8 protein-coding genes are annotated in these 13717 nt (G+C 73.7%); 3 read left to right on the plus strand and 5 right to left on the minus strand.

Translation table 11 applies throughout. The annotated features are described in order from the left end of the window. Positions 1-265 precede the first annotated feature (265 nt). Entirely contained in the window at positions 266-1480 is a 1215-nt protein-coding gene (locus tag ACZ4Z4_RS16875; protein WP_468327475.1) for a S8 family peptidase, read from the plus strand. Here ACZ4Z4_RS16875 and ACZ4Z4_RS16880 read toward each other — a convergent pair. The 5 genes from ACZ4Z4_RS16880 to ACZ4Z4_RS16900 form a co-directional block, all read right to left on the minus strand. Continuing rightward, complete coding sequence (locus tag ACZ4Z4_RS16880) at positions 1464-2732, minus strand: MFS transporter (protein ID WP_468327477.1); 1269 nt, start codon at positions 2730-2732, stop codon at positions 1464-1466. The genes ACZ4Z4_RS16875 and ACZ4Z4_RS16880 overlap by 17 nt on opposite strands. After that, complete coding sequence (locus ACZ4Z4_RS16885) at positions 2732-4171, minus strand: CitMHS family transporter (RefSeq protein ID WP_468327479.1); 1440 nt, start codon at positions 4169-4171, stop codon at positions 2732-2734. Before ACZ4Z4_RS16885 ends, ACZ4Z4_RS16880 begins: the two co-directional genes overlap by 1 nt. 121 nt (positions 4172-4292) lie before the next feature. Beyond that, positions 4293-9728 carry a caspase family protein gene (locus ACZ4Z4_RS16890; protein WP_468327481.1) on the minus strand — a complete coding sequence of 1812 codons (5436 nt, stop codon included), beginning with the start codon at positions 9726-9728 and terminating at the stop codon, positions 4293-4295. A 52-nt stretch (positions 9729-9780) separates the two neighbouring features. After that, the gene (locus ACZ4Z4_RS16895) at positions 9781-10635 is read right to left on the minus strand and encodes a hypothetical protein (protein ID WP_468327483.1); all 855 of its coding nucleotides are present in this window, start codon (positions 10633-10635) and stop codon (positions 9781-9783) included. Positions 10636-10749: 114 nt separating this feature from the next. Beyond that, a complete protein-coding gene (locus tag ACZ4Z4_RS16900; protein ID WP_468327698.1) occupies positions 10750-11337 on the minus strand; it encodes a TetR/AcrR family transcriptional regulator in 588 nt (195 codons plus the stop codon). A gap of 230 nt (positions 11338-11567) precedes the next feature. Here ACZ4Z4_RS16900 and hmgA point away from each other — a divergent pair, with 230 nt between their 5' ends. Both hmgA and ACZ4Z4_RS16910 read left to right on the plus strand, forming a co-directional pair. Beyond that, a complete protein-coding gene (hmgA, locus tag ACZ4Z4_RS16905; RefSeq protein WP_468327485.1) occupies positions 11568-12923 on the plus strand; it encodes a homogentisate 1,2-dioxygenase in 1356 nt (451 codons plus the stop codon). Between the two features lie 28 nt (positions 12924-12951). Beyond that, the gene (locus ACZ4Z4_RS16910; RefSeq protein WP_468327487.1) at positions 12952-13701 is read left to right on the plus strand and encodes a GntR family transcriptional regulator; all 750 of its coding nucleotides are present in this window, start codon (positions 12952-12954) and stop codon (positions 13699-13701) included. Positions 13702-13717 lie beyond the last annotated feature (16 nt).

The following is a 13717-nucleotide window of genomic DNA, read 5'->3' on the forward strand; positions in this document are numbered from 1 at the left end:
CCGTGTGCCCGCTCCGCGCGCCCGTCCCGTCCTGCGCTGTTTTCCGGACACACCCCACCCATTCGCCTTGTATTCGATTTCAAATACGTGACGGACGCATGACAAGACGTCGGGACTCTTGATCTCGCCCCATCGAACAGACACTCTGCTGATCGCGACGGGAGCGGCACGCACCGCTCCCTTCTGTGTGTGCGATCCCGCGCACACCCCCCACAGTCGCGCGCCCGACCCCGGGCACGCCGCCAATGAGGAGGACTCCCTCGTAATGGCCATGCTTCGCAGCAAGAAGACTGTGATCGCCGCGGCGATCTCGACCGCCACCGCCGCCGCTGTCATCGGTACGGTCACCGCCCTCCCCGCCCAGGCCGCCCCCGCCGAGGGCACCGTGCTCGCGGCCGGCTCCGCCGACGCGATCAAGGGCAGCTACATCGTCACGCTGAAGAACGGTTCGGGCCTCAAGGCCGCCACGAGCCAGGGCAAGGACCTCATAGCCGAGTACGGCGGCTCGGTGCAGAAGACCTTCAAGTCGGCGCTCAACGGCTACTCCGCGAAGCTGACCGCGACGGAGGCGAAGAGACTCGCCGCCGATCCCGCCGTCGCCTCCGTCGAGCAGAACCAGAGACTCCACTCGACCGCGACGCAGACCAACGCCCCCTGGGGCCTGGACCGCATCGACCAGACGAGGCTGCCGCTCTCCGGCTCGTACACGTACCCGGACACCGCGGGCACGGGCGTCACCGCGTACGTCATCGACACCGGCGTGCGTATCTCGCACTCCGAGATCAGCGGCCGCGCGGTCAACGGCTACGACGCCGTGGACGGCGACACCACCGCCCAGGACGGCAACGGCCACGGCACGCACGTCGCCACGACCATCGCCGGCAAGACGTACGGCGTCGCCAAGAAGGCCAAGATCGTGGCCGTCCGCGTGCTCGACAACAACGGCTCCGGCACCACCGCCGGCGTCATCGCGGGCATCGACTGGGTGACCAGGAACCACGCCGCCGGTGCCCCGGCCGTGGCCAACATGTCGCTCGGCGGCGGCGCGTCCACCTCGCTGGACACCGCCGTGAAGAACTCCATCGCCGACGGCGTCACCTACGCGGTCGCGGCGGGCAACGAGAACACCAACGCCGCGAACTCCTCCCCCGCGCGCGTCCCGGCGGCCATCACGGTCGGCGCGACCGGCAGCAACGACGCGAGGGCCAGCTTCTCCAACTACGGCTCGGTCCTGGACATCTTCGCGCCGGGCGTCTCCATCAAGGCGGGTTGGCACACCGGCGACACGGCGACCAACACCATCTCCGGTACGTCGATGGCCACCCCGCACGTCGCGGGCGCGGCGGCGATCTACCTGGCCGGCCACACCTCGGCCACGCCGGCGCAGGTCTCCTCCGCCCTGGTGAACGGTGCCACGCCGAGCGTGGTGACCAGCCCGGGCACGGGTTCGCCGAACAAGCTCCTCAAGATCGTCCAGTAACACCCCTGGGACGCGGGCCCGTTCGCCGGTCCGCGTCCCGTCCGGCCCCCCGGAGGCAGTCGGCGCCTCCGGGGGTCTTGCGCCTCCCCTCGCGTACGCCGAGACCCGCCGCGACGAGCAGCAGCCCGCCCAGCATCACGAACGGCGCGGCCACCCCCGCGACCCCGGCGACGAGACCCGCGGACGCGGGCGCCGCCACCTGCCCGAGCCGGTTGCCGGTGAGCCGCAGCGCGAGGGCCGTCGAGCGCGCGTCGTCGGGCGCGGCCCGCACGACCGTCGTCATGGAGAGCGGCTGCCCGACACCGAGGCAGAAACCGAGCACGGCGAGCATCAGGGCGAGCCCCCACACCGGGACCGGCAGCGCGAGGCCCGCGCACAGCAGCCCGCCGAGCAGGCACGTGCAGGTCAGCAGCGCGGCCCTGCCGAGCAGCCGGATCATCGGCGTCATCACCAGACGGCACGCGATGGTCGCCGCGGCCCGCAGCGAGAGCAGCACGCCGACCGTGGCGGGCGCGATGCCCCGGTGCTCGCCGACCACCGGCAGGTAGGCCGTGAGGATGTCCGTCGCGGAGAGCACGGCGAGGCTGATGAAGATGCCCGCGGGCACGCCCCGGGTGCGCAGGATGCCGAGCACCGGCACGCGCTCGGCGCGCTCGGGGGCGGCGGCCGCGGGACGCCTGTGCTCGATGCGCCAGAGCGAGGCGAGGGAGACCGCGCCGACCGCCGCGGAGACGACGAGGGCGAGGGCGCTCGTGCGGCCCGTGTCGGCGCCGATCAGGGCACCCGCGGCGATCGGCCCGATCAGCTGGCCGAGGGAGGCGCCGATGGTGAAGTGGCCGAAGTTGCGGTCCTGTTCGGCGGGTGGGGACTGACGGGCGACGATCGACTGCGCGCCGATCACGAAGCAGAGGTGGCCGAGCCCCATCACACCGCTCCAGGCGGCCATCGCCACGAGCGACCCCGCCGTACCGCTGAGGGCGCAGCCGCCGGAGATCAGCACGACGCCGAGGGGCAGCAGCGGCGCGCACCGCCCGTGGTCCGTCCTGCGCCCGAGCGGCACGGCGGCGAAGAGCGGCAGCAGGGCGTAGACGCCCGCGATGACGCCGACGGCCCGCTCGTCGGCGCCCAGCGACAGGGCCCGGTAGGAGACGGCGGGCCGCGCCATCGACACCGCCCCCTGCGCGAAGCTGAAGGCGATGACGAGACGGAGCAGCCAGCCCCTGCCACCGGGCCCGGATATCGCGTGTGGCATCAGATGATGCCGAAGAGGATTCCGGAGCCGAGCACCACCAGCGAGGTGAGCACGGCCCATTTGACGGTGAACCTGGTGTGGTCGCCGAACTCGACCTTGGCCATGCCGACGAGGACGTACACGGCGGGCACCAGCGGGCTCGACATGTGCAGGGCCTGTCCGGCGATGGAGGCGCGGGCGATCTCCAGGGTGGAGACGCCGTGCGCCTGGCCCGCCTCGGCGAGGACCGGCAGGACGCCGAAGTAGAAGCCGTCGTTGGACATGAAGTAGGTGAGCGGGATGGAGAGCAGTCCGGTCACCAGGCCCATGTGCGGGCCCATGCCCTCCGGGATGGCGTCGACGAGCCAGTCGGCCATGTGGTCGACCATGCCGGTGCCGGTGAGGACGCCGGTGAAGACGGCGGCGGCGAAGACCATGCCGGTGACGTTGAGGACGTTCTCCGCGTGGGCGGCGATGCGGGCCTTCTGGTCCGGCATGTGCGGGAAGTTGACGGTGAGGGCGAGCGCGGCGCCGAGCAGGAAGAGGACCGGGATCGGCAGCCACTCCATGATCATGGCGGTGAGCAGCAGGACGGTGAGGGCGGCGTTGAACCAGTAGAGCTTGGGGCGCAGGGTGGGGCGATGGGGGTCGAGCCCCTGGAAGCCGTCGTCGTCGGAGTCGTCCTCCGCGTCCGTCTCGGCGCCGGTGCCGGTGCTGGTGCCGGTGCCGGAACCCGAGGAGCCGCCGCTGGTCTTCCCGGTGAGCGGGGTCCGGCCCTCGCCGCCCGCGCCCAACAGGACCGTCTCGGTCGCCGTCTCCTTCTCCAGGACCTCGTCCAGCGAGAGGGTGCCGAGCCGCTTGCGCTCGCGCAGACCCAGTGCGTACGAGAGGAGGAACACGGCGACGAGTCCCATGGCGAGCGCCGGGATCATGGGGACGAAGATGTCGGCGGCGTCGACCTTCAGGGCGGTCGCGGCACGGGCCGTCGGGCCGCCCCAGGGCAGCGTGTTCATGACGCCGTTGGCGGTGGCGGCGACGCCGGTCATCACGACGAGGCTCATCTTGAGGCGCTTGTACAGCGGGTACATCGCCGAGACCGTGATCATGAAGGTGGTCGAGCCGTCGCCGTCGAGGGAGACGATCGCGGCGAGCACGGCGGTGCCCACCACGATGCGCATCGGGTCCGCCTTGCAGAAGCGCAGGATGCCCCGGACGATCGGGTCGAAGAGGCCGACGTCGATCATGACGCCGAAGTACACGATGGCGAACATGAGCATGGCCGCCGTGGGCGCCAGATTGCCGACGCCGTCGAGGACGTACTCCCCGAGATGGGCTCCCTTTCCTACGAACACGCAGAACAACGCGGGGATCAGCACCAGCGCCGCGATGGGCGACATCTTCTTCATCATGATCAGCACCAGGAAGGTGGCGATCATGACGAATCCGAGGATTGTCAGCATGGGGGCTACCTAACGTTCACCATCGAACTCCCACCAGGTCTGGCGGTCCGGACGACGTTAGGACCCGCTGTCCAGCGTTAACAAGATGTTGACGCGCGAGCAATAAGCGCAAAACTCCAGGTCACGGCCGTGCGTCGGGGACGTCGAAGAGAATCGCGCCGTTGCGGGTGGCGACGGCGAGCTCGCCGCCCGGACCCGCGGCCAGACCCGTGCAGACGGAGGGGAGTTCGAGGCCCGTCCGCGGGACGCCGTCCCTGGCCCCGACCACCACGAGATGCCGCCAGGCCGCGACGGCGTACGTGGCACCGCCGGGCAGCACGGCGGCGTGCCGCACGCCGAAGAGCGTGCTCGGGTGCTCGTGCGTGGCCCGCACGTCCAGCCGCGGCCCGGGCCCCGGCCCCTCACCGAGTCCCGCGAGGACCGGGGCCACGGGCAGCACCGAGGTGCCCGACCGGCCGACGAGGATCAGCTCGTCGGGGCCGTCCGGGGTCGCGCCGAGCGCCAGCACCGCATGCCGGCCCGGCACCAGCGCCCGGTGCCCGGTCTCGGCGTCCACGAGGCTGAGGCCATGGGGCGTCGGGACACCGATGAGCCACCGGTTCCCGCAGCGCACCGCCGCCGCGCCGCCGGTCAGCGGATACGGGGAGCGGCCGCAGGAGGGCCAGTCGCGGCTCCCGGCCCCTCCGTGGTCGATGGAGTGCACGCCCACGGGCGCGTGGCCGAAGTCGCTCCGGAAGTCGAGCGCCAGCGCCTCGTCACCGCCGTGCGGGCCCCGCCCCGCCAGTCGCACCAGCCCCGACAGGGCGCCCCCGCCGGACAGGACGATCTCACGCAGCACCGTTCTCCCTGGCCGCTCGCCCTGCGCGCCCCCGAGGCCCCAGCGCTCAAGGACTCCCAGCTCGCTCCGCGTGAACAGCACGGGCCGCGCCGCGCCACCGGGCGCCGGCCCGCTCGACCCCATCAGCTCCACGACCGCGCTCTCACAGGCGGGCCGCAGCTGGTGCCGCAGCGCACCGTTCACACCGTCGCGCACCTGGACCGTCCCGTCGGACCCGCCGACCGCGACGGCGGTCCCCCCGTCCACGGCGAACGCTGCGACGGCCGTCGCGCTCGGCACGGCGTCCAGGGCCTCGGTCAGCTCCCAGCCCTCGGCCCTCTCGTCGAGCCGCCACAGCGTGCCCCGCTCGTCGCCGCCGAGCAGCCCTCCGCCGTCCGCCCGCGCCAACGACCGCAGGGGCAGCGGGAGCCGGCGCTGCCACGCCCCGCCCCGGACCGTCACGAGGCGGCGGTCACCGCCCGCGCTGAAGGCCCGCGTGCTGCGCGTCCCCCGGGCGAAGGCGAGGGCGTGCACGGGCGCCTCGTGCAGGAGGAGCGGCTCCCCGAGGGGGCGGCAGGCGGGCAGGGACCACTCCCGTACGGTGCCGTCGTCGGCGCCCGCGAGCAGCCGCCCGGACCCTTCGGGGTCGAGGGCCAACGCCGTGGTCCAGGCACGGTGTTCGGGTTCGGGTCCCAGCCCGTACCACCTGCCGTGCGTCACGTCCCAGCAGGCGACGCGGCCGCTGTCGGTGGCGGCCACGACCACGTCACGGCCGCTCACCGTGCCCGTCGTCACGGCGGTCACGATGCCCGGGACGGTGAACTCCCGCTCCGACAGGGGCACTGTGCCGATCAGCGTCAGCACGGTCACCCGGCCGCCGATCTCCCCGGTCACCACCAGGCCGTGCCCCTCGCGGGTGCGGCCGACCGTCGCGCAGGACACCAGCGAGTACGTCCACGGCTCCGGGTGGGGCAGCCTCCGCCGCCACAGCTCCCGCTGCTCGACGACGTCCCAGCAGCGGATCAGATGGTCCCGCCCGACGCTCACCAGGGCGCCGCGCGTGCCCCTCGCGCGCACCTCGCCGACGGCGAGCACGGGCGCCTCGTGGGCGTTGATCCGGGTGGAGTCGGCGGCGTGCACGCCGGACCAGAGCCGGATCACCCCGTCGTCGCCGCCGATGGCGGTCGTCCCGTCCACCGCGCACACCGCCGCCGCCTCGTGCAGTTCCTCCTGCCCGCCGACGCGGTCGCCCGTGACCAGGTCGTACAGCTGGAGACCGCGCCCGGCGCCCTGGACGCCCACGCACTCCGTCGGACCGAGCCGGAACGCCGCGAGGCGCACCCGGCCGCCGCTCCCGATCCGCAGCGGCAGCCCCAGCGGGCGCCCGCTGTCCAGGTCGACGCGGTGCAGCAGCCCGTCCGAGGTGGCGACGGCCACGACCCACTGGCGGCCCACCCGGCGCACGGCGAGCGCGCGGGGCGGCGGGACGCCGGCGAGCAGGGTGCGCACGGGCACCTCGTCGGTGAGCGAGGTCAGGCGGACCGTCCCGTCGGCGCCCAGGGTGACGACGAGATCGCCCTGGGCGTGCTCGGCCACCTGCGCGAGGTCGAGGATCTCACCGTCGTGCCCGGTGGGGACGGCCGGGCCGAACACGTCGAGGTCGGTGATCCGTACGGTGGCGTCGGAGCACCCCGCGAGCATCAGGTGGCCGTACCCCGGGGGCAGCGCGGCCAGCGCGGTGATCCGCGCCGACGTCCCCGACCGCGCGTCGCCCGACGCGAAGCGGCCCACGCACTCCCCCCCGAGCTGCACTTCGAGCCGCTCCTGTCGTATCCGCTCGAAGTCGAGCAGCGCACGCCGACGGCGCCGGGACGGCCGCGGTTGCGCGCTCTGCGTGCCCAGTGCGTACGTGAGACAGTCACCGCCCGCGAAGCGCAGCACCGCGCGGGTCGGCGGCCCCTGCCCGTCGACGTCGCCCCACACCTGCACCTGTGCCGCCCGGCGCAGCCCGAGGCGCTCGTGCCCGGCGTCGGTCCCGGGGTGAGGAGGGAGCCGCCAACACCAGTACCCGCCCCGGGCCGCGTCGAAGACGTGCAGCAGCCGCCACTGGCGCGGGAAGATCTCGCCCTGCCGCCATGTCACGTGCCGGTAGTCCGACAACGCCGCCGCGCAGCCCGGCAGTTGGGGTGTCGCCGTCCACGTGGAGCCCAGCACGGACTCGTCGGTGGCCGGCCGGTCCGAGCGGTCGCCGGTGTCCAGGTCCCACACCGTGACGTCGGAACGGAAGGGCTGCTTCTCCAGGAAGTACGCCCCTTCGTCCACCGGCACCACGATGCCGCTCGCCGGGTCGGCATCCATCCCCTCGTACCGCCGTGCCCCGCCGTGCGGGTTCCACGCCGCCCACCTGGCCCGCCAGGGCAGGTCGCCCCGGTCGCACGACGCGGCGAGCCCGGTCGCCTTGCGGCAGGCGGCGGCGAGCCCCAGCCGGGCGCGGCTCCCGGGGTCGGCGGTGCGCACCCGGCTCCCGCGCAGCAGCTCCTCCACGTCCCGCACGGCACGCCCGGCCCGCCGCCCCCTGGCCGTGCGCAGCCGGGGCAGCGCGGCGAGCAGCTGGTCGGGGTCGGCGGTGAGCACGAAGTCGGCGTCCTCCACCAGCGGGTCGAGGACGCCGCCCTCGGCCGCGTGCAGGGCGAGGTACCGCCGTACGTAGGGGTGGTCGAGGCCCTTCAGCACCTCCGCGACGGTGGCCTGCACCCGCTCGGCGTCCCGGCCCTCGCGCAGGTACTCGACGAGGGCACGGTGGTAGACGCGGTACACGGAGACGCCGTCCCCGGTGGACTCGACGTCCTCGACCAGGTAGGAACCCGCGGCCTTCCGCAGCCAGACGATGTCCTCGTCGCCGTACGGGCAGCCGCTGAGGGCCGCCGCGAGGCGCGGCCACACCCCGGCCCAGGGCAGGCCCACGCCCTGCGCGAAGGCGAGCGGGCGCAGCAGGTCGCGGGCGCGGCCCGCGAGGGGGCCGAGGCGCTGCTCCAGGTCGCGCTCCATGGCCTGACCGGGCAGGCGCGGCAGTGCGTCGCGCCAGCGCCGGTCGTCCGGGTCGGGCACCCGGGTCTCACGGGCCGTGGTGCGCGCGGTGATCCGGGCCACCAGGAAGGAGCGTCCTGCCGCCTCGGCGATGGCCTGGGCGATGGCGTCGACCCGGTCGGGCGGCGCCGTGCACAGCACCGACCCGGGGGTGGTGAGCAGGGTGCGGGTGTAGGCGCGCACGGCGTCGGGGTCGGCGTGGCGTGCGTCGTCGAGGTCGACGCGGCTCGCGGTGCGGGGCAGCAGGCGGGCGATGTGGGGGCGGGCGCCGACGAGGAGGCGCACCGGCAGCTGGCGTCGCGGGTCGGTGAGCGGCGCGATGAGTTCCTCGACGGTCTCGTGCGGGTCGAGCGCCTCGTCGAGGGAGTCCATGAGGACGACGAGGGGTTCGGGTCTCGCCTGGAGGTGCGCGGCGAGCGCGCCGAGCGACGCGGCGGCGCAGCCGGAGGCGGCGGCGAGCGCGTCGAGAAGCTGCCGTTTCGTCTTGTGACTGGCGTTGACGGCGACGTCCACGGCGCCGGGTCCGGGGAGCCTGGCGGGCAGGCCGGCGCGGGGCACGGCGGCGCCGTGGGCCGCGTCGGTGAGCACGGTGACCATGCCGAGCAGGGAGGACTTGCCGGAGCCGGGGTCCCCGGTGACCACGCACAGGCGGTCGGCGGCGCGGTGGGGGGCGAGCCAGTCGGTGATGTCGGTGAGCGCGGTGTGCCGGCCGGTGAAGTCCCAGACCTCCTCGGTGGGCACGTCGGTGCCGCGCGCCCTGGGGAGGAAGAACCCGGTCAGTTCGGCTTTCCTGGCCCGGCGTTCACGCCCGGCGAGGTCGACGATCCGGTCGATCTCCTCCAGCTTCAGGCCGGAGGCGCCGGGGATGTGGCGGGGGTTGGGCAGGAAGTCGGGGATGTCGGCGTCGGCGTGGGCCATGGACCAGATGGCCCGCTGCGTCGCCGGCACCTCGGGGTCGGCCTTGATGGCGCGCATGACCTGGCCGATGCCGATGTGGGCGGGCGCGTGCCCCGCGGTGGCCTGGCTGCGCACGGCCCGGTCGAAGGCCGCGGAGAGGGCTCCGGCCAGCGCTTCCTCCTTGCGCCGGGACGCGGCGACGATCACCAGGCCGGTGGAGCCCGCGCCGGTGGAGCCCGGGTCGGAGCGGCGCGCTTCGAGGGCGGCGCGCAGGGCGCTGTCGGCGCCCTCCTCGGCGTAGCAGGCGTCGATGAGGACCAGGAGCCGGGCCACGGGAGTGCCCTCCCACAGCAGGGTCACGAGGTCTTCGGTGGGCAGGGCGGTGCCGGGCAGGTCGCGCGCGTCGCTGTCGGCGAGGAGCAGATAGTGCCGGCCGCTGCCTTCGGCGGTGACGCCGTGGCAGGTGAGGTAGAGGACCACGTAGTCGTCGGGGGTGCGCTCGGGGTCGGTGGCGAACTTCCGCAGGGCCTTGGTGAGTTGTTCGCGGGTCGGGTCGAGGCCCAGGTCGGCGCCCCTGCGGTAGTCGAGTTCGCCGAGGAGGAGCCGGTCGATGCGGGCCACGTCGTCGGCGAGTTCGGGGCGTGCCGCCTCCGGGTGGGCGTGGACGTCCGTGACCGCGGTCGACAGCAGGAAGCGGCGGGCGGGCGGGGGCGGCGGCGCGGGGGCGCCGGTCACCGCGCCGTCCTCAGCCGTCACCGCGCCCCTCGCTCACCGCACCCCTCGCTCACCGCACCACCCATCACTTCACTCACTCACCGCTCCCCTCGCTCACCGCTCTGCCCGCCTCCTCGGTGCACAGGTAGCGGGTGGCGTCGTGGGCCTTGGAGCCGTTGTGCACGAGGTGGCCGCGCACGCGCTCCCCGAAGAGCGGGCGCAGGTCCTTGACGAGGGCGACCACGTCTCCTTCGTCCGCGATGTTGGTCCACTGCTCGACGCGGCCCGGCCAGTCCCCCGGGCTGCCGTGCTCGCCGACGCGCAGCCGGTCGAAGACGAGGTGACGGATGCCCAGCGGGGAGCCGAGCGTCAGCAGCGCCCTGGCGGGCCACTCGGAGTGCGCGCACAGGGCTTCGTAGGCGACGACGCTGCCCAGGGAGTGGCCGATGACGACGCGCGTGTCGGGGGTGACGGCGGCGGCGACGCGGCGCTGGACCTCGGCGTGGACGGCCGGGTCGGTGAGGTAGGCGCGCACCTGCTTGAGGTCGAGGACGAGGGAGCGCAGGGCCACGCCGGCGAAGAACCGGGAGCGGCTCAGCGCGTCGAGGGCTCGCTGCACGGTGCGCGGGGTGCGCGCGAGGGTGCGGGCGTCGGGCGGCAGGACGGCGGGGTCGGTGCGGGCGGCCTCCGCCCACCACCCCAGGAGCAGGTCGCTCTCCAGGCCTTCGGCGACGTCCGAGGCGTCGAGCGGCGGATCGAGCAGGCCGAGCGTGCGGCCCGCGGGCCGGAACAGATCGCCGTAGAAGACGCAGGTCATGTCCGACACGGCCAGGGGCGCCGCGCCGGCGCGAATCAGGCCGTCGGCGAGCGCGGGATGCCAGGCGGCGAGCAACTGGCTCTCGCCCACGTGCTGTTGACCGACCCCGTGGACGCACACCACTCGTGCCATGTCCCCCCTCGGCCCGCCTGCGGGTGCGATCACTTTAGCAACTGGCCGTGGTGCGGGGCCCGTTCGGACGAAGACCGGTGCGAGCGGCCCGCGCGGTCCGCCCAGGCGCCGCGCTCAGTCCAGCGACCGCGCGAAGTAGGCGTGCAGCAGGATCCGCGCCTCGTCGACGAGCGCGGAGTCGCCCGCCGGGTCGGCGCGGAACGCCAGCTGGAGGACCGCGTCGACCGCCTCGACGCCGACCAGCATCGTGCGGCGCAGCCCGGCGTCGAGCGGGCGGTTCAGGTGGTCCGCGAGCAGGGCCGCCACCCGCTCGGCGACCTGCGAGTTGGCGTCGGGCATCGCGTCGGGGGCGGAGGGGATGCCGAAGTCCACGAGGCCGAAGCCGGGGACGGTGCGCATCATCGCCAGGTACTCGTCGAAGGCGGCGTCGACGGCGCCGCGCCAGTCGCCGCGCGCCACGCCGGTCACGCGTGCGGCCACGCGCTCCGCGTAGGCGTCGAGGTTGCGGTGGGCGAGGGCGTCGGCGAGGGCCCGTTTGTTGCCGAAGAAGCGGTAGACCGAGCCGATCGGGACGCCCGCGCGCTGGGCCACGGCGCGGGTGGTGAGGCCTTCGTAACCGGTCTCGTCGAGGACGGCGGCACAGGCGTCGAGGATGCGGGTGAGGCGCTCGGCGCTGCGCTCCTGCACGGGGACGCGGCGCATGGAGGCCGGGGCCCTGGGGTCCTTGGGCGGGTTCGGGTGGCCGCCGGACGGGGTCGAGTGGCCGTCGGGCGGGTTCGGTCGACCGTCGGACGGGTTCGCTCGGCTGCCGGACGGGTTCGGGTGGCGCATTCCGGGAGAGTAGAGCACCGCTCACATTCCTGGCTCCCTCTTGCGGAAGGAAAACGCGAATCCTACGGTGTCCCATAGGAATCGTTGACGAGGGAGCTGTGATGCGCGGGGACCACGCAAGCAACACCGGCGGAGCGGACGCGGGAGCGGGCGACGCCCGGAAGGCCGCTGAAGGGCTGTCCTATCTCTCCGGCTTCGGCAACGAACACAGCTCGGAGGCGGTGCCCGGCGCCCTGCCGCACGGCCGCAATTCGCCGCAGCGCGCACCCCTCGGGCTCTACGCCGAGCAGCTGAGCGGCTCCGCCTTCACCGAGCCGCGCGCCCACAACCGCCGCTCGTGGCTCTACCGCATCCGCCCCTCGGCGGCGCACCCGCGGTTCACGCGGGCCGACAACGGCGCGCTGCGCACGGCCCCCTTCACCGAGACGGTGCCCGACCCGAACCGGCTGCGCTGGAACCCGCTCCCGGAGCCCGCGCCCGGCACGGACTTCCTGGCGGGCCTGTGGACCCTTGGCGGCAACGGCGACGCGACGCAGCGCACCGGCATGGGCATCCACCTCTACCACGCCAACTCCTCCATGTCGCAGCGGGTGTTCAGCGACGCGGACGGTGAGCTCCTGATCGTGCCGGAGAGCGGCGGGCTGCTCCTGCGCACCGAGTTCGGGCTGCTGCACGCCGAGCCCGGCGAGGTCGCGCTGATCCCGCGCGGCGTCCGCTTCCGCGTGGAGCTCCTCGACGCGACCGCCCGCGGGTACGTGTGCGAGAACTACGGCACCCCCTTCCAGCTCCCCGACCTCGGCCCGATCGGCGCCAACGGCCTGGCGAACGCGCGGGACTTCCGGGCGCCCGTCGCCGCGTACGAGGACGTCGAGGGCCCGGTCGAGGTGGTGAACAAGTTCTGCGGCAACCTCTGGCGCGCGACGTACGACCACTCCCCGCTCGACGTGGTCGCCTGGCACGGCAACCACGTCCCGTACGTCTACGACCTGCACCGCTTCAACGTGATCGGCTCGATCAGCTACGACCACCCGGACCCGTCGATCTTCACGGTGCTCACCTCGCCGTCCGACACCCCGGGCCTCGCGGGCGTCGACTTCGTGGTGTTCGCCCCGCGCTGGCTGGTGGGCGAGGACACCTTCCGGCCGCCGTACTTCCACCGGAACGTGATGAGCGAGTACATGGGCCTGATCGAGGGCGCGTACGACGCGAAGGCGGAGGGCTTCGTGCCGGGCGGCGGCTCGCTGCACAACATGATGTCGGCGCACGGTCCGGACCGCGAGACGTTCGAGAGGGCGTCGGCCGCCGAGCTGAAGCCGCAGAAGATCGACGACGGCCTCGCCTTCATGTTCGAGACGCGCTGGCCGGTGACGGCGACGGAGCAGGCGGCCACCGCGTCCCACCTCCAGCGCGGTTACGACGACGTATGGCAGGGTCTGGAGCGCCACTTCCGCAACTGACGTATCAGCACCCTGATTCGGAGAGACCGTGACCGCTTTCGCCCCGGACTCGATCGTCCTGAATCGGAAACTGCCGCTCTGGTACCAGGTGTCACAGTCCCTGCGCGCCTCGATACTGGGCCGCACCCCCGACGCCCCGCTCCGGCTGCCCACCGAGGAGCAGCTGGCGGGGCACTACGGCGTGAGCGTGCTGACCATGCGGCAGGCGCTGAAGGAGCTGGAGGACGAGGGGCTGATCACCCGCCACCGGCGGCGCGGCACCTTCATCGAGCCGAGCGCGCGGCGCGGCTCCCCCGTCCGGCTGCTCGGCTCGGTCGACGCGATCGTGGCCCAGCAGTCGGGCATGACCACCCGGCTCCTTGAACACGGCACCGCTCCGCTCCCCGCCGAACTGGCCGGGCACTTCCCCGGGGCGGCCGAGGTCGCGACGTACCACCGGCTGCGCAGCGACGAGAAGACGGGCGAGCCCACCAACCACGCCCGCAACTACGTCCGCCCGGACCTCGCCGCCCGCATCGAGCCCGCCGACCTCGCGCGCTGGCCGATGACGAAGGTCCTGCGCGACGTGGTGGGCGTCCGCATCAGCCGCATCACCGACACCGTCGAGGCGACGCTCGCCGACCCGGAGACCGCGCGGCTGCTCGAAGTGCCGCTGCTCAGCCCGATCCTGCACTACACCGGCGTCACGTACGACGAGGAGGGCCGCACCCTGGACGTGGCCCGCATCCACTACCGCGGCGACCGCTTCTCCTTCTCGGTCACGCTCGACGCGACGTGACGGGCGCGGGCGGGCA

It is taken from the genome of Streptomyces sp. NPDC030245 (genome assembly GCF_055572995.1).